This window comes from Streptomyces sp. NPDC057253 (assembly GCF_042669125.1).
In the GTDB taxonomy this organism is placed as follows: domain Bacteria; phylum Actinomycetota; class Actinomycetes; order Streptomycetales; family Streptomycetaceae; genus Streptomyces.
Genome location: NZ_JBHUXV010000026.1, coordinates 56679 through 73397, shown reverse-complemented (window position 1 = coordinate 73397; position 16719 = coordinate 56679). Strand labels below are relative to the sequence as shown.

15 protein-coding genes are annotated in these 16719 nt (G+C 69.3%); 2 read left to right on the top strand and 13 right to left on the bottom strand.

Going from position 1 to position 16719, the window contains the following annotated elements:
* Positions 1–35: 35 nt before the first annotated feature.
* On the bottom strand, positions 36–479 hold the full coding sequence (rplM, locus tag ACFULQ_RS17050; RefSeq protein ID WP_360830097.1) for a 50S ribosomal protein L13: 444 nt from the start codon (positions 477–479) through the stop codon (positions 36–38).
* Positions 480–828: 349 nt separating this feature from the next.
* Here rplM and ACFULQ_RS17045 point away from each other — a divergent pair, with 349 nt between their 5' ends.
* Entirely contained in the window at positions 829–1722 is an 894-nt protein-coding gene (locus tag ACFULQ_RS17045) for a hypothetical protein (protein ID WP_383544164.1), read from the top strand.
* A gap of 43 nt (positions 1723–1765) precedes the next feature.
* On the opposite strand, the gene ACFULQ_RS17040 is transcribed toward ACFULQ_RS17045, so the two are convergent.
* Genes ACFULQ_RS17040 through ACFULQ_RS17010 form a run of 7 tightly spaced genes read right to left on the bottom strand, consistent with a single transcriptional unit; the run spans position 1766 to position 10060 of the window.
* Positions 1766–2323 (bottom strand): GtrA family protein, encoded by a 558-nt coding sequence (locus tag ACFULQ_RS17040; protein ID WP_383544161.1) that lies wholly within the window; start codon positions 2321–2323, stop codon positions 1766–1768.
* A gap of 7 nt (positions 2324–2330) precedes the next feature.
* Complete coding sequence (locus ACFULQ_RS17035; protein ID WP_383544158.1) at positions 2331–3086, bottom strand: polyprenol monophosphomannose synthase; 756 nt, start codon at positions 3084–3086, stop codon at positions 2331–2333.
* On the bottom strand, positions 3083–4420 hold the full coding sequence (locus ACFULQ_RS17030) for a UDP-glucose dehydrogenase family protein (RefSeq protein WP_383544155.1): 1338 nt from the start codon (positions 4418–4420) through the stop codon (positions 3083–3085). Before ACFULQ_RS17030 ends, ACFULQ_RS17035 begins: the two co-directional genes overlap by 4 nt.
* Positions 4421–4453: 33 nt before the next feature.
* Positions 4454–5995, bottom strand: a complete 1542-nt coding sequence (locus ACFULQ_RS17025; RefSeq protein ID WP_383544152.1) for a glycosyltransferase family 39 protein — start codon at positions 5993–5995, stop codon at positions 4454–4456.
* Positions 5992–7671 carry a hypothetical protein gene (locus ACFULQ_RS17020; protein WP_383544149.1) on the bottom strand — a complete coding sequence of 560 codons (1680 nt, stop codon included), beginning with the start codon at positions 7669–7671 and terminating at the stop codon, positions 5992–5994. Before ACFULQ_RS17020 ends, ACFULQ_RS17025 begins: the two co-directional genes overlap by 4 nt.
* Entirely contained in the window at positions 7668–8675 is a 1008-nt protein-coding gene (locus tag ACFULQ_RS17015; RefSeq protein WP_383544147.1) for a glycoside hydrolase family 26 protein, read from the bottom strand. The genes ACFULQ_RS17020 and ACFULQ_RS17015 overlap by 4 nt, the downstream gene beginning before the upstream one ends.
* Positions 8672–10060: a glycosyltransferase family 2 protein gene (locus ACFULQ_RS17010; RefSeq protein WP_383544251.1), complete on the bottom strand. Its 1389-nt coding sequence runs from the start codon at positions 10058–10060 to the stop codon at positions 8672–8674. The genes ACFULQ_RS17015 and ACFULQ_RS17010 overlap by 4 nt, the downstream gene beginning before the upstream one ends.
* 533 nt (positions 10061–10593) lie before the next feature.
* Between ACFULQ_RS17010 and ACFULQ_RS17005 the strand changes: the two genes are divergently transcribed.
* Entirely contained in the window at positions 10594–11802 is a 1209-nt protein-coding gene (locus tag ACFULQ_RS17005; protein WP_383544145.1) for a glycosyl hydrolase family 28-related protein, read from the top strand.
* 26 nt (positions 11803–11828) lie between these two features.
* Here the strand turns inward: ACFULQ_RS17005 and truA are convergent, their stop codons facing one another.
* The 5 genes from truA to rpsK form a co-directional block, all read right to left on the bottom strand.
* The gene (gene truA, locus ACFULQ_RS17000) at positions 11829–12686 is read right to left on the bottom strand and encodes a tRNA pseudouridine(38-40) synthase TruA (protein WP_383544142.1); all 858 of its coding nucleotides are present in this window, start codon (positions 12684–12686) and stop codon (positions 11829–11831) included.
* A gap of 65 nt (positions 12687–12751) precedes the next feature.
* Positions 12752–14173: a hypothetical protein gene (locus ACFULQ_RS16995; protein WP_383544140.1), complete on the bottom strand. Its 1422-nt coding sequence runs from the start codon at positions 14171–14173 to the stop codon at positions 12752–12754.
* Positions 14174–14332: 159 nt separating this feature from the next.
* Entirely contained in the window at positions 14333–14842 is a 510-nt protein-coding gene (gene rplQ / locus ACFULQ_RS16990; protein ID WP_383544137.1) for a 50S ribosomal protein L17, read from the bottom strand.
* A gap of 164 nt (positions 14843–15006) precedes the next feature.
* Positions 15007–16029 (bottom strand): DNA-directed RNA polymerase subunit alpha, encoded by a 1023-nt coding sequence (locus ACFULQ_RS16985; RefSeq protein WP_003966937.1) that lies wholly within the window; start codon positions 16027–16029, stop codon positions 15007–15009.
* A 218-nt stretch (positions 16030–16247) separates the two neighbouring features.
* Entirely contained in the window at positions 16248–16652 is a 405-nt protein-coding gene (gene rpsK / locus ACFULQ_RS16980) for a 30S ribosomal protein S11 (protein WP_003956432.1), read from the bottom strand.
* Positions 16653–16719: the final 67 nt, after the last annotated feature.

The window sequence follows — 16719 nt, the reverse complement described above, 5'->3', positions numbered from 1 at the left end:
CTCAGATTCTCTTCAGTCTTAGGGGGTGGCCGGACTTACTGCGCGACCTGGGTGATCTCGAACGGCACCGGCTGCTGGGCAGCGTGCGGGTGCTGGTCGCCCGAGTAGACCTTCAGCTTGGTGAGCATCTGACGGCCCAGGGTGTTCTTGGGGAGCATGCCCTTGACGGCCTTCTCGATGGCCTTCTCGGGGTTCTTGTCGAGGAGCTCGTCGTAGCGGACGGAGCGCAGACCACCCGGGTAGCCGGAGTGGCGGTACGCCATCTTCTGGGTCCGCTTGTTGCCGGAGAGGTGCACCTTGTCGGCGTTGATGATGATGACGAAGTCACCGGTGTCGACGTGAGGGGCGTAGATCGGCTTGTGCTTGCCGCGCAGCAGGGACGCGGCAGTGGTGGCGAGACGACCCAGGACGATGTCCTGAGCGTCGATGACGTGCCACTGGCGAGTGACATCGCCGGGCTTGGGGCTGTACGTACGCACTTCGCAGCCTTCTTCTTCAGTGGATGGGTGCTGACACATGGCATCACTGAAGCGATCGTGCAGCTGGGGACGACAATGGCCGGGCCACTGCCCGTATGCCGCCCACTGGTAACTGCTCCAGGGAACCTAGGTAGAGGCTTCTCTCGCGTGAGAACGAGCGAGCCAATACACAACGAAGAAGCAGGATACCCGGGGTCCCTCGGACGGGTCAAAACGAGCCCCTCGTGACCCCTTCACGGCCATCGGCGACTCCTTCGCGGCCGAGATGTGCACACGTGCCGGAAAGGTCCCCCGGGCCGCTGTCCACAGCCCCGACAGCACCTCCCGTCCCCCGTCTAAGATGCGCCCCATGAGCTTTGGGCAGCAGGGGGGACCCCCGTCCCAGTGGGACCCCTGGAAACCGCAGTCGCAGCAGCCGTGGAGCAGCGGCAGGGGCGAGCAGACCCCGGACTGGGCCGCGCTCGCCGAGGCCTCCGAGACCCGCAACAGACGCCGCCGGCTGTTCTTCATCGTGGGCGGCGCGCTCGCCACGGTCGGGATAGGCACCGCCGTCGCGATGGCCGTCGTGTCGGCGAACAGCGGCGACGACCGGGCGAACAAGCCGACCTCGTCCCTTCCGGCGACCGCCGACATCCCGAGCGCCACCGGGACCGCGCCGTCGTTCGCGCCGACCAGCGCCCCGCCGCCGCTGGACCCGAAGGAGTTCATCGCCAGCAAGGCCAAGGACACGGCCCCGCTCAGCGCGAAGCTCCTCTTCCCGGGGACCCAGCTGACCATGGGCTCGACCGTGTACAAGAAGGGCGAGACCTCCGACACGAAGAACTGCGCCGCCGCCGACACCGTCCAGGCCAGCCTCGGCAAGATCCTCAAGGCCAACGGCTGCACCCAGTTCATGCGCGTCAGCTACACCAAGGACGGCGTCTCGGTGACGGTCGGAGTGGCCGTGTTCGACACCGAGGCCAAGGCGCAGAAGGCGAAGAGCCAGGTCAACACCAAGAAGGACATCGTCAAGTCGCTGTCCGGCGGCGCGGTCAAGGCCTTCTGCAACTCCGCGATCTGCCGCACGACCTCGAACTCCTACGGCCGCTACGCCTACTTCACGATCTCCGGCTTCGCCGGCGGCAAGGACGTCACGGAGAAGGACACCGCGGTCTTCAGCATCGGCGACAACCTGGCCGAGTTCACCTTCCGCCAGATCCACCGACGGGGCGAGGCTCAGGCCTCCACCGCCGCGGGCGAGTGACCCGGCGCGCACCAGCGCGCCGGGCCCTGCCCGTCCGGTCACCTCAGCTGTGCTCCCAGGAGCCGCTCAGCGCGGGCTCGGGGTACGGCTCGGGGTACGGCACGACGGGGTCCCGCGACTCGACGGGATCCCCCGACGCGACGACCGGCCGCCCGCTCCCGGACGCCTTGAAGACCCAGGTGCGGTAGGACCAGAACCGGAAGAGCGTCGCGATGCCGATGCCGAGGAACTTGCTGACATTGGTGGCGAGCGTGCCGTCCCAGCCGAGCCCGTAGGTCGTCGCGTAGAGCACCGAGTTCTCGATGACCAGGCCGATCGCGCTGAAGAAGAGGAAGAGCGTCAGCTCCTTGCGGCGGCTGTTGCGGTCCTCCTGGTCCCGGTTGCGGTACGCGAAGTACCGCAGGCCGAGGTAGTTGCTGAGGATCGCGACGATCGTCGCCAGCACGCTGGCCCGGACCGTCTGCCACTCGGTGAGGGTCCTGATGAGGTTGAACACCGCGAGGTTGACGACGAAGCCCGACGCCCCCACCATGCCGAACTTCGCGATCTCGCGGTACAGCTTCCCGAACCGGGAGGGAAGCGCATGCCGTCCGCTGCTCACCGGGCACTCAGCCCCGTCGGTTGCGCAGTCGGAGCCGTACCGGCACGATCGCCGACTCGATCTGCGTCGAGAGGCTCATCTTGGACACGCCCTCGGTGCGCTCCTCGAAGCGGATCGGGATCTCCACGGCGCTGTGCCCGGCCCGCACGGCCTTGAACTTCAGCTCGACCTGGAAGCTGTACCCGGCGCTGTCGAGGGTCGCCAGGTCGATGTCGTGCAGGGTGGCCGCCGACCACAGGTTGAAGCCGGCGGTGATGTCCCGGATCTTGGTGCCGAGCACGGTCCGGGCGTAGCGGTTGGCGAAGCGCGAGAGCAGCACGCGGTGCTTGCCCCACTCCTCGTCCAGCGACCCGCCCTCCACGTACCGGCTGCCCACGACGAGGCCCACGCCGGACGCCATGGCCGTACCGAGCATGCGTGGGACCGCTTCCACGGGGTGGCTGCCGTCGGCGTCCATCTGGACGACGTACTCGGCCCCCTCGGCGAGCGCGGCGCTCATGCCGGCCACGTACGCGCGCCCCAGACCGTCCTTCTCGGTCCGGTGCAGCACGCTCATGCGGTACCGCCCGTCCCAGTTGTGCTTCTCGGCGAGCTCCTCGGCGATCCGCCCGGTGCCGTCCGGGCTGGAGTCATCCACGATCTTCAGATGGAGCCCGTCGATGGGCAGCCCCAGGACCAGCTCCGCCATGCGGGGCAGGTTGGCCGCCTCGTTGTAGGTGGGCATCACCACGGTGACGCGGGTACCCCCCAGGTCGTACGTCATTTCTTTCCCTCCCCTGAGGGCCCCCAAGGGGTTCCCTCCCCAACGGGCGCGGGTCTGCCCAGCGCCCGGAAGTACCAGCCCGCCGCGGTCCAGCGCTCCGCGTCGAGTACCCCCCTGCCGTCCACGATCCGCGGACGGCTCACCAGTCGCGCCGCCCGCTCCGGGTCGATCTCCCGGAACTGCGGCCATTCGGTCAGATGCAGCACGAGGTCGGCTCCCCTGAGCGCCTCCTCGGCCGACATCGCGTAGCCGAGGAGCGGGAACGCCTTGCGGGCGTTGTCCAGCGCCTCGGGGTCGAAGACCGTGACGTCGGCGCCGTCCAGGCGCAGCCGGGCGGCCACGTTGAGCGCCGGTGAGTCACGGATGTCGTCGGAGTCGGGCTTGAAGGCCGCTCCGAGTACGGCGACCCGGGCCCCCAGCACCGATCCGCCGCACAGCTCCCGCGCCAGGCCGACAACCTTGTCGCGGCGCCGCATGTTGATCGCGTCGACCTCGCGCAGGAACGACAGCGAGACCCCGAGCTCGTCGGCCCGGTGCGCGAAGGCGCGGATGTCCTTGGGCAGGCAGCCCCCGCCGAAGCCGATGCCGGCGCGCAGGAACTTGGCGCCGATCCGGTCGTCGTACCCGATGGCCTCGGCGAGCACGCCGACGTCGCCGCCCGCGGCCTCGCAGACCTCCGCCATCGCGTTGATGAAGGAGATCTTGGTGGCGAGGAACGCGTTGGCGGCCGTCTTGACCAGTTCGGCGGTCGGACGGTCGGCTACGACCACGGGGGTGCCCGCGTCCAGGACGGGCGCGTACACCGTGCGCAGGACCGTTTCCGCCTGTGCGGAGCGGAGGCCGAACACCAGCCGGTCGGGACGCAGGGTGTCCTCGACGGCGAAGCCCTCGCGCAGGAACTCCGGGTTCCAGGCGACCTCGACCCCGTCGAGGAGGCCGGCCAGTCGCTCGGCCGTGCCCACGGGCACGGTCGACTTGCCGACCAGCAACGAGCCCTCGCGCGCGTGCTCGGCGATCGCCGTGAAGGCCGCGTCGACGTAGGTCAGGTCGGCCCCTTCCGACCCCTTGCGCTGCGGGGTTCCGACACACACGAAGTGCACGTCGGCGAAGGCCCCCGCCTCGGCGTAGTCGGTGGTGAAGCGGAGTCGTCCGCTCGCGGTGTGCTTCGCGATCAGCTCGGGCAGCCCGGGCTCGTGGAAGGGCACCCGGCCCGCCTGCAGCGCGGCGACCTTGTCGGGGTCCACGTCGACCCCGAGCACCTCGTGTCCGAGTTCCGCCATGCAGGCGGCGTGGGTGGCACCGAGATAGCCGGTGCCGATGACTGTGAGCCGCATCCAGCGGCCTCCTTCACAACTCCGGGTCGGCCGCTACTTGCGCTCGAGAACCTGGACCACGACGTGGTTCAGCTTCACCGTGCGACCGGCCTTGAAGGACTTCTCGATCGCCGCCGCGGTCTTCTTGTTCATGCCGGTGAGCGGCGGCCGCCCGTCGGCGACGGTGGAGACGAGCCACAACCGGTCGGTGCCCTTGAGGCAACTCGCCGGCTTGCGGCACTCGGTGGCGCCGTACGACCCGTTCTGCTGCGGGGTGTACTCCATGAGCACGTCCTTGGGGGCCGTGCGGTCCCGCAGTTCGTACGCCATGGCCCGGCGCTCCGACATCCCGCCGTTGAAGATCATGCCGTCGCCGGACTTCTCGCCCGCCGCGACGACGTTCGCGGCGCCCCGGAAGTCCGGTTCCATCGGCAGGTCCTTCTTCGCGTCGCCGATCGCCGGCCATGCCACGAAGGCGTACCCGGCCGCCACGGCCGCGACCAGCAGCCCGCTCAGCACCTGCGCGCCGGCCCCCCGGCGCGCCTCGGGGTCGAGCCTGCCGACGAGCCTGGTGAGCGCGGCGGCCACCAGCAGCGTCCAGGCCGGGATGGTGAACAGCAGGTACCGCGGCAGGAAGAGGTGCAGCTGGTTGGCGGTCACGAAGGTGAGCACCGGCGGCAGGACCGCCCAGGCGGCGAGCAGCACCGAGTACCGCCCGGCCAGCAGCAGGCCGATCACGCCGACGGCCATCACGACTCCGCCGGTGATCCACGACCCGAACAGGGTCTCGGGGAACTCGGTCAGATCCTTGGTCGTGGTGACGTTCCAGGCGATCTGGCCGCTCTGCCCGGTGCCCTGCGCCACCATCGGGAAGGTGATGGACAGACCCAGCATGGCCGCGCCCGCGAAGGCGTAGTGGGCGATGCGGTCGCCCCGCTTCTTGGCCAGGAAGACGAGCCACACGTGCCCGGCGAGCACCGCCATGGCCACCAGGTGGCTGAACCCCGTGGCCGCGACGGCGAGCCCGTACAGCGTCCAGTTGCGCAGGCTCGGCCGGTCCAGCGCCCGGATCAGCCACAGGGTGGCGAGCAGCGCGAACATCGTCGCGAAGGCGTAGGGCCGGGCCTCCTGCCCGTACCGGGTGATCATCGGCACCACCGCGAACAGCAGGCCGGCCAGGACCCCGGTGCGCAGCGCGAACATCCGGCGCCCCAGGAGCCCGACCAGGCCGGCCGAGACCGCCATGGCGAGTGCCTCCGGCAGCCGCAGCATCGCCGCCGAGTCCCCGGCGACGTCGATCCACAGATGCATCACCGCGTAGTACGGCGCGATCACGACGTCGATGCTGCTGATCAACCGTCCGAGGTCGTGCCAGGACAGCGTGGACGCCCACCAGGTGGCGTGCTCGTCGCGCCACAGCTGGCGCCCGCCGAGCCCCGGCACCACACAGGCGGCGGCGACCAGCGCGGGCAGCGCGAAGGCGAGCCAGGCCGAGCCCCGGCCGGGTCCGTCGGCGGAGCGAGCGCCCTCGGCGGGCGCGTCCTCCTCGGGTTCCCGGGCGGCCGTCTCGTCGACCGGTGGTGTGTACGCCGTCATCGCTTCACCCAGATCCGGTACGGCTCCTGACCGCCGTCCTTGTCGGTAGGCCGCAGCACGGCCAGCAGCCGGTATTCCGCGTTGCCGCGCAGCGCCTCGGGAACGGAGGAGGAGCGCAGCGCGATCGCGTCGTAGGAGCCCTTCTTCACCTCGGCCGTCAGGGCCGCGCCGCGCTCGGCCCGGTGCCACTGGGCGGGCTTGGTGTGCGCCCGCAGGTAGTAGGCGGAGATCTCCGGGTCGTCCGTCAGGTACGAGCCCTTGGTGTCCACGACCTCGCGCAGGGCGCCGATCATGGCGGCCGAGTCCGGCGGCCGGTACAGCCCCCCGGTCTGTGCCATCCCGATGACCAGCGCGGCGACGTAGATCATGATGCCGATCTGCGGGTACCGGAAGTGGGCGCCCATCATGCGCGAGACGCCGAGTCCGGCCATCGGCACCGCGAAGAGCAGTCCGAAGCCGACATGGATGTACAGCGAGCTGCCGTTGCCCAGCCAGGCCTGGTAGAGGGGGGCGAGCAGAGCGGTGGCGCACATCGTCAGACCGAGCAGGAAGCGCCGGATCGCACCGGGGGCGGAGCCCTCGGCCCACGGCATCTCGCCCATCCGGGCCCGTCGGACGAACCCGACGGCACCGATCACCGCCACGAGCAGGACGACCCCGCCCCACTGGGCGCTCTCCTTGAGCAGATGCACGGCGCTGTCGGTGCCTTGAACGTTCCAGCCGCTCGGCGAGCCCGCCACCTGGACGCCCACGAAGCACAGGGCTCCGGTGGCCACCGCGAACAGCGCGCCGCGCACGAAGGCGCCCGCGCCCCGAAAGCGGTAGGCGGTGAGCACGGCGAGCACGGTCAGCGACGGCAGGTACAGGGCCGCCGAATAGGCCGCGAACGGGGCGAGTGCCGCGAAGGGCGCCGCCACCAGCACGGCCGCGGGACTGGACTGGCGGGTCCGGGCCAGCAGCCACAGCGTGGCGGCCAGCAGCAACAGCGACAGGGAGTGCAGGGAGGCGTAGCGGCCGGTGAAGGCCGTCGACTCCAGCACGGAGTACATGGCGGCGGCCGCGAGACCGGCGCGTGAGTTGAACAGCAGCCGGGTGGCGCCGAACAGCAGTGCCGTGGCCCCCAGCGCCCAGGCCAGGCTCAGCGCCCGCGCCCCGTCGAGGCCGAGCTGGGAGACCAGGCCCGACAGCTCGCCGTCGGACAGCAGGAACTTCGCCTCCTGCGGGAAGGCGCTGCCGTCGAGCCGGAAGGACAGTCCGGCCTGCACCAGCAGGATCAGGACCAGGACACCGCGGCTGATCCACGCCGAGCGGCTATTGTCGACCGACCAGGCCGAGACCGGCACCTCGGGCAGCACGTACTCGGGCTCGGGCTCCGGCTCGGGTTCGACGACGGTGTACTGCGGCACGTAGTACTCGGCGTCGGAGCCGCCGGTGTAGGGCCGCGCGTAGTACTGCTGCTCGGCCGCGGTCGGCTGCTGCGGGATGTGCGGCTGCTGATGGCCGTACGCCTGCGGGTCGCCGTAGGCCTGCTGCTGTCCGTACCCCTGCTGCTGCCCGTGGAACTGCTGACCGTCGTAGGTCTGCTGCTGTTCGGTGTACGGCGGGTACTGCTGTTGCCAGTCCTGCTGCGGGCCGGGTTCCGACCAGCCGCCGTCCTGCTGTTGCTGCGTCGTCATGAACGCGGCACCTCGAATCCGAAGTCGTCGTCCGCGATCAGGCGCTTGAACTCGGCCAGCGCGAGGGGGCTGCTCTGGATGCGCCAGTCGGCCCTCTTGGGGATGTTGAACCAGAGGAAGCCGATGACGTCCTTGTCCGACTTCACCCCCGCGAGCAGCGCGCGCACATCGGCGCGCCGGCGCTCTCCGGGTTCCGAGGAGGTCTCGCTGATCAGCACCGGCTTGTCGGTGAACGCGTCGATCTGGCTGCGCGTCGGGCCGTACAGGGTGTCGAAGGTGTGCGCGCCGGTCTGCGTCCAGTAGCCGACGATGCCCACCCAGTCGACGTAGGCGTCACCGGGCCAGTAGGGCTTCAGCTTCACGTCGGGGACGGGGTTGACGACGTTCGGGCTCCACACCCAGATGACGTTGGTGGCGCCGACATCCTGGAAGACGTCATGGATGTGCCGCCACGCCTTCACGAAGGTCGCCGGGGTGGTGTCCTTGGTGCCCCACGGGTACCACTGGCCGTTCATCTCGTGGCCGAAGCTGATCGCCACGGGCACGTTCGTCTTGCGCACGCTGTTCGCGTACTTCTTGATGTACGCGTCCTGCGAGCCGTCGGCGATCTTGTCGAGACCCGGCTTGAACGGCTCCCACGACACGTACATCAGGCCGCCGTCGCCGAAGACGTTCTCGGCGCCCTTGGCGTTGAAGCCGTCGCCCCACGACGAGTACGAACCGACCAGGTTGGGCTTCTTGCCGACGGTCTTCGCGAAGGCGTCCACCGGCTTCAGCGAGCTGGGCGCGCCGTTCAGGGCCACGCCGAAGAAGTCCTTGTCGGGGTGGAGCAGCGGTTTCACGTCGTACGGCGGCTCGGCGGCGGGTTCCTTCGAGGCGGCGCCGGCGTCCGGCTCCTTGGCGGCCTGGGCCGCGGGGTCGTCACCGCCGACCAGACCGCAGCCGGAGACCCCCGCCAGGGACATCAGCGCGACGCACACCGGGAGCAGGGTCCTGCGGATCATGCGGGATCACCCGCCGAGTGGTGCTCCTTGGGCTGGATGAGCGCTCGTGCGACGACCAGCGCGTAGAACAGCCCGGAGGACAGGACGAGCGCGAAGTCCGGGGGGTAGCCGGTGAACAGCCGGTACACGGCCGCACCGACCCAGACCACGGCGGTGCCGCCGCTCCAGATCCACATTCCCAGCCAGAACCGGCGGGTCTTGTTCTTCTTCGCGCCCTTGGAACCGGTGGGCTGCCAGCCCATGCGCTGCTTGCGCAGGATGTCCCAGATGGCGAAGACATGCGCCCAGCCGTACATCATCCGCGCCGACCAGGCCTCCAGCCGGTACGGCGACTTGTGCCACATCGGGAAGACGAGGGTGGTGTAGACGATGCTGGGCAGCACCCAGACCAGGTGCTTGACCTGGAGCATCTCCGGGCTGGTGACCAGCAGCATGATGGGCACGAGGGGGGCGAAGAAGGTGAACAGCGCCGTGTGGATGTAGTAGAAGAACCCGGACATGTAGCAGAGCCGGCTGGAGAACCGGATCGGGGCGTCCCAGAACTTCTTGCTGCCGAGCAGCGACATCGAGCCGGAGCACCAGCGGTACTGCTGGTTGAAGAACGCGCCCGCGGTGTCCGGGCACACCCCCGTGGACAGCGCGACCGGCACGTACTTCAGGTCCCAGCCGAGCCCGCGCAGGTCGAAGCCGGTGTGCACGTCCTCGGAGTGCTCGATGAGGGTCGTACCGCCGTTGGTCTCCAGCGCGGCCCGTCGGTAGATGGCGCAGGAGCCGACGCAGATGGCGCCGTCACTGTTCTGCCGGGACACCTGCACGGACCGGTAGAACAGCTCCTGCACGGCACCGGCCCCGCGTTCGATCCAGTTCTGCGAGTCCAGCACCCGGAAGTACTGCGGGGACTGCACGATCCCGATGCGCTCGTCGGCCTCCATGTACGGCAGCAGCTCCTCCAGGAGGTCGGAGCGCGGCGTGAAGTCGGCGTCGAGGATGAGGATGTACTTGCCGTCCGACTGCCCGAACCCGAAGTGCAGGTTGCCCGCCTTCTTGAACCAGCCGCGGTTCTCCCGGGTGCCGTAGCGGAAGCCGAAGTCCCGGGCCATCGCGGCCAGCTCGGGGCTCGCGCCGTCGTCGAGCACGAAGGGCACGCATCTGCCGGGGTACCTGTCGGCCAGCTGCCGGACATGGGTCCAGGTGTTGTGCAGCACCTCGATGGGCTCGCCGCACACCGGCAGGAAGACGTCCACGGTGGGGTACACCTGAGGCCGCCAGCCCCGGATGAGCTCCTGGTGGTACTCGAAGTCGAAGTCGCGCGTGAAACCGTTGACCCGCAGCGACACCAGGTAGTAGACGACGGTGAAGAACAGCGGCGGCGCGAAGATCCACATCAGCGGGCTGGCCTTGGCCAGCGCCACTTGGCTGACGGTCAGGCACCCGAAGCTGACGATCGACGCGAGCGTCAGCACCCACAGGCGCCGCTTGACGTACGAGTACTTCTCCGCATGCGAGGGAGGCGCGGGCAACAGACCCAGGGGCGCCTGATCGGCGCCACGCTTCCCTCCGTGCCGTGCGGACCGGCGCCCCCCGGCACCGGTCTCTCCGGACATGCGGGCAGAGTCAATGGATGACATGCCTACCCTCCGGGCCTCCGGCCCGCGTGTTCCCCACCCCAAAGAGCCCCTTTCGAACAAAGGGGCTAGATGGGAAAGGTTATCCGAGAGATGTGAATGCCGTAAGGGATACGCGGAGACTTAAGTCCGATAAGTCCCTTTATCGCCTTTATGTTTCTCGAAAGCCTGTGTAACCAACAGGTTTCCCACCTGTGCGTCCCGGGCACAGAGCATTAGTTGTGCGCTTCTCATCACACTTTTGAGGTGTGGATACTGGCTGTCGATCACCGAGCAGCCCAGGGGGGCACAATTTGACCAGTCCGAACTCGCGCCGTTCCGTCCTCAGATCGGCCCTCGCCGTGGGCGGTGTCGCCGTCTCCGCCACCGCGGTCTCCACCGGCGACGCCGCCGCCGTGGCGGCGGACGCCGGGTGGGTGAACGTGAAGGACCACGGCGCCAAGGGGGACGGCACCACCGACGACACGGCCGCGATCCAGGCGGCACTCGACGCCTGCCAGGCCGGCAACGTCACCGTCCTCCCGGCGGGGGTGTACCGCACGAGCGCTCCCCTGCGCATAGGCCCCTACGTGACCTTCCAGGGCTCGCACGCCGGTGGTGAGGCCCAGCCGGGCGCCGAGAACCCGGTGTCCGGCCTCCGCCCCCTTCCGTCGTTCAAGGGAAACGCGGTCGTCGAGATCCTGGACCAGCAGCTGGGGGGCTACTCCCGCAAGGCCAACGCGCAGCGCATCTTCGCCCTGAGCATCGACGGGTCCGACCTGCCCCGCTCCGGAGCGGAGATCGACGGCATCCGCGCGACCGGGCAGATCCAGCACCTCCAGCTCCGGGACGTCCATGTCCGCTCCGTCACCGGCATCGGGATCAACACCTGGTACAACTTCAACGCCACGGGCGGCCCCCAGGCCCCGTTCTGCCTGCACTACGACCGCGTCTCCGTGCTGTGGACCGGCTCCCACGGCATCGTGCTGAACAACTCCACCGACTCCGTCTTCCACGACGTGTACGTCCTGGGCGTCGGCGGCTGCGGCTGGTGGATGTCGGGCGCGGGCAACTCCTCCTTCACCAGCTGCCGGGCGGAGTGGTCGAAGCTGCACGGCTTCGACCTCGAGTCCGTACCGGGAGTGATCCGGATGGTCGCCTGCTCCACCGACCGCAACGGCTGGTACGGCATGTACGTCCACGCGACGGACACCACCGGAGTCCTCATGCTGTCGGCCACCCAGCTCACCCGGGACGGCAAGAACAACGGCACCGGTGGCGGCGGCTACGCGGGACTGGGCGTCGCGAGCTCCCAGTGCAAGGTCATCGCCGACGGACTCGTGGTGCTCACGGGCAAGGACGACGACGGAACCGGGGTGGCGAGCCCCCAGTACGGCGTGCGGGCCGACTACTCCGCCTACGTCGTGGTCAACTCGGGCCATCTCCAGGGGGTCTCGTCCCCCTGGCAGAACGGCACCGGCAACACGAAGTTCGTCAAGGGAACCCTCGTGGGCACCGGCTGACGAGACACCCTGCCGGGTGCGGGGGTTCAGCAGCAGCCCGCTCCCGGCAGCGTCCGCCGGTTCCGCGCCTCCCTGTTCCGCGCCGCCAGCAGCTCGTCCGCCGGGTAGCCGACCTCCTCCAACGTCAGCCCGTGCGGCCGTACGACATGGACGGCCGAGTCCCTGACACCGGCGGCCAGCACCTTCCCGGGCCACTCCGGCCCCCGGTGCCCGTCCCCCACGAACAGCAGCGCCCCGATCAGCGAGCGCACCATGTTGTGGCAGAAGGCGTCGGCCCGCACGGTCGCGGTGATGATCCCGTCGTCACCGCGCACCAGGCTCAGCTCCTGGAGCGTGCGGATGGTCGTCGCACCCTCCCGCCGCTTGCAGTACGCGGCGAAGTCGTGCTCCCCCAGCAGCCGCCGCGCCGCCTCGTTCATGGCGTCCACGTCCAGCGGCCAGTCGTGCCACAGGACGTGCCCCCGCAGCAGCGGGTCGACGCCCCCGGGGTTGTCGGTGACGCGGTAGGCGTACCGCCGCCAGATCGCGGAGAACCGCGCGTTGAACCCGGCCGGCGCCTCCCGCAGGGACCACACCCGCACGTCCTTCGGCAGCCGCCCCGCCAGCCGCTTCAGCAGCTTCTCCCGGTGCTCCTCCCACAGCGCCTCGGGCAGGTCGACATGGGCCACCTGCCCCCGGGCGTGCACCCCGGCATCCGTCCGCCCGGCCACGGTCAGCTCGTACGTCACGTCCTTGGACCGCGTCACGGTCCGCAGCGCGTCCTCGATCTCGCCCTGCACGGTCCGCCGTCCCCCGGCCTGCTTGGCCCATCCGGAGAACTCGGACCCGTCGTAGGACAGGTCGAGGCGGACACGGACGTCACCGGGCTGTACTTCGTCACTCACCCCCCGATCCTCTCAGGAACGCGGAACGGGCCCGCCCCAAGGGCGGGCCCGCTCGGCAGGATCCCTCAGTGCCGGCCCCTCGGGTTGAGGACGATCTGGCCGGAGTCGTTCGCCGGATTGCCCTCATTCGGCATCGTGTACGCGAAGAACGCCCGGCCGGTGGCGTTCCTGATCACCTCGTCCACGCGCAGGCCGAAGGTGAAGGTGCGCGAGGCGTCCTCCAGGATCGGGGTGTCGATGTTGCAGAGGTAGTCGCCCTCGGCGCCCTCCCAGTCGGCGGCCCGGCATGCCGCGGGAGCCGAGGTGACCGTGGTCCCCGGGGGAAGGTCCACCCAGAACGAGATCGGCTCGCCGCCGGAGCGGATCAGGGCCAGCCAGGCGGGGCCGTGGTTGGCGAAGCCGACGTCCACCGACACCGTCTGGCCCTTGCGGGCCCGCAGCCGCTCCCCGCTCAGGTCGAGGTCGAAGGTGTTCTTGGTCGGGAAGTCCGTCTCCGCGTACTGGACGTAACCGGCCGGATCGGCGTCCGGCAGCCGCACCAGCCCCAGCTCAGGACCGGTCCCGGCCCGGTAGTCGCCCTGGGCCAGCAGGTCCGCCACCTGGTCGGCGGGCACCGCGCTGAAGGAGTAGGACAGCACGTCGTAGAGGGCGAAGTCGGCCGTCCTGACCGGGAAGGGCGTGCTCAGGCCGTAGGTCGCCCCACCGGCGAACTCGCTGTCGAAGACGCACAGCGCCGAGGACCACCCGCGCAGGTCGTCCGGGTCACGGGGGTCGTACCAGCAGTTGCGGAACGTACTGGGCAGGGAGATGCCCCGGGTGCCTGAGACCCGCAGCACCACACCCTTGCCGCCGAGGCCTCCGACGTTGAGGAAGCTCATCGGCGCCCGGAAGGTGTCACCGGCCTGGAAGCCCTCGGGCTCGCCCAGCTGCTTCATCCGCAGCTCGGGGCCGCCGACCAGCACGTCCACCGTGTGCCCGGTGAAGGCCAGGCCCTCTCCGGCGGCCGTGACCTCGATGGTGCCGACGTCACCCGCGGCGCTCTCGTCGGTGACGTCGAGTCTGATGCCGCCCAGGTCGTTGTAGTCCGCGCCGGCGTAGATCTCGTAGTCGTGGCAGGTGGCGACCAGCCCCTCGACGGAGCAGCCCCGCCAGCCCCCGAGCCGCGAGAAGTCCACGGCGGCGACCCCGGCCAGGGAGCTCGCGTCCACGGTGACCGTGTAGTCGCCCTGGTGGATCGGATAGATCACCCCGTTCTCGTCCGGAACGGGCTCGCCCGGCGCTCTGAGCCCGAGCTCGATCTGCGGCTCGCGCGGCTCACCCGGCTCCCCTGGCTCGGGGTGCAGCGAGAGGTTCACATGGTCGGGCCCGGTCACGGAGACCGGCAGCGGCTCCTCCTGGGCCTGGGCGGGAACGGCGAGCGCGCCGGCGGCCAGGGCGGCCAGCGCGAGAGCGGAGACGGTACGCCGCACGGCGGCGAGAGCGGTCATGGAACCCCCCGTGACATCAGGCGCACCGGATCGGCGACGCCGTATGCATGACCTGTGAGTCCGCTGTGGGGTTGCGCCCTCTTTCCGCCACAACACGAACAGGCCCGCTCCTCGAAAGGAACGGGCCCGTCGGACGCCCTGTTTTAAGGGGCGGAACGCTTACGCGTCCTTCGACTCCTCGGCGGGAGCCTCAGCCTCGTCGGCCTTGGTCGTGTCGACCTTGGTCTCCTCGGCAACCGGAGCAGCCTCGGCGTCCTTGGCGGCACGCTTGGTGGCGGCCTCGGCCTCACCCGTCGCCTGCTGCGCGACCGTCAGCGCCTCGACCAGCTCGATGACAGCCATGGGCGCGTTGTCGCCACGGCGGTTACCGATCTTGGTGATGCGGGTGTAGCCACCCGGACGGTTCTCGTAGCGCGGGCCGATCTCGGTGAAGAGCGTGTGGACGACGCTCTTGTCCGTGATCACCTGAAGCACCTGACGGCGGTTGTGAAGGTCGCCCTTCTTGCCCTTGGTGATCAGACGCTCGGCGTACGGACGCAGCTTGCGCGCCTTCGCCTCGGTGGTGGTGATACGGCCGTGCTCGAAGAGGCTCTTCGCGAGGTTCGCGAGCAGCAGCTTCTCGTGCGCGGCACTGCCGCCCAGACGGGCACCCTTGGTGGGCTTCGGCATGGTGTTTCTCCTAGGTGTCTGCCCCGGCCGTGTCAGGTACCGGGGTCAGTATCCGAGCGAGCGGGTTTGCTCGTCGGAGACCCCGCGCCTTTAAGGGGCGCGGGGAACTGCGCGACCAGCCACAGCGGGCCGGCAGCCAGGAACCGGCAGTCGGTCCCGAGCTCTTAGTACTGCTCGGTCTCGACGAACCCGGCGTCCGCGTCGTCGTCCGCGCCGAACGCGTCCGCCGCAGCAGTCGGGTCGAACCCGGGAGGCGAGTCCTTGAGCGCAAGACCCATGCCCGCCAGCTTCGCCTTGACCTCGTCGATCGACTTCGCACCGAAGTTACGAATGTCGAGCAGGTCCGCCTCGGAGCGCGCGACCAGCTCACCCACGGAGTGGATGCCCTCACGCTTGAGGCAGTTGTACGACCGAACGGTGAGCTCCAGCTCCTCGATCGGCAGCGCCAGATCGGCGGCGAGGGCCGCGTCCGTCGGGGACGGACCCATGTCGATGCCCTCGGCGTCGATGTTCAGCTCACGGGCGAGACCGAACAGCTCGACCAGGGTCTTACCGGCCGACGCCATGGCGTCACGGGGACGCATGGCCTGCTTGGTCTCGACGTCGACGATCAGCTTGTCGAAGTCGGTGCGCTGCTCGACACGGGTCGCCTCGACCTTGTAGGTGACCTTGAGAACCGGCGAGTAGATGGAGTCGACCGGAATACGGCCGATCTCCTGGCCCACCTGCTTGTTCTGCACGGCGGAGACGTAACCGCGGCCACGCTCGACCGTCAGCTCCATCTCCAGCTTGCCCTTGCCGTTGAGCGTGGCGAGGACCAGGTCGGGGTTGTGCACCTCGACACCGGCCGGGGGCGCGATGTCGGCGGCGGTGACCAGACCCGGGCCCTGCTTGCGCAGGTACATCACGACCGGCTCGTCGTGCTCCGAGGAGACGACCAGCTGCTTGATGTTGAGGATCAGGTCGGTGACGTCCTCCTTGACGCCCGGCACGGTGGTGAACTCGTGCAGGACGCCGTCGATGCGGATGCTGGTGACAGCAGCACCGGGGATCGACGACAGGAGGGTGCGGCGGAGCGAGTTGCCGAGGGTGTAGCCGAAGCCCGGCTCCAGCGGCTCGATCACGAACCGGGAGCGGAACTCGTCGACGACCTCTTCGGTCAACGAGGGACGCTGAGCGATCAGCATGTGAATCCTTCAGTTCAGGGGCACCCACTATTTGATGCCCTGAGGTACTGCTACAAGGGTACGGGCGATACGACCCTTACAGAGCCGTACCGCCCGAGAAGCCCGAATGAAGCGAGGTCAGACGCGACGACGCTTCGGCGGACGGCAGCCGTGCTGCGACATGTGGGGGATAACCCCCACACCCCCAGCCGACCGCCGAGCCATCGTGAGCCTGCGCGTCAGACGCGACGACGCTTCGGCGGACGGCAGCCGTTGTGCGGGGTCGGGGTGACGTCCTGGATGGAGCCGACCTCGAGGCCCGTGGCCTGGAGCGAACGGATCGCGGTCTCGCGGCCGGAACCCGGACCCTTCACGAACACGTCGACCTTGCGCATGCCGTGCTCCTGCGCACGACGGGCAGCCGACTCGGCGGCCATCTGCGCGGCGAACGGCGTGGACTTCCGGGAGCCCTTGAAGCCGACGTGGCCGGCGGAGGCCCAGGAGATCACGTTGCCGGACGGGTCCGTGATGGAGACGATCGTGTTGTTGAACGTGCTCTTGATGTGCGCGTGGCCGTGAGCGACGTTCTTCTTTTCCTTGCGGCGCACCTTCTTGGCAGCGCCCTGACGACCCTTGGGGGGCATCTACAAACTCCTACGGGGAGGTGGTCGGTCCTACAGCGAAGACCGCTGATGAAGCGTTGTCCGCTGA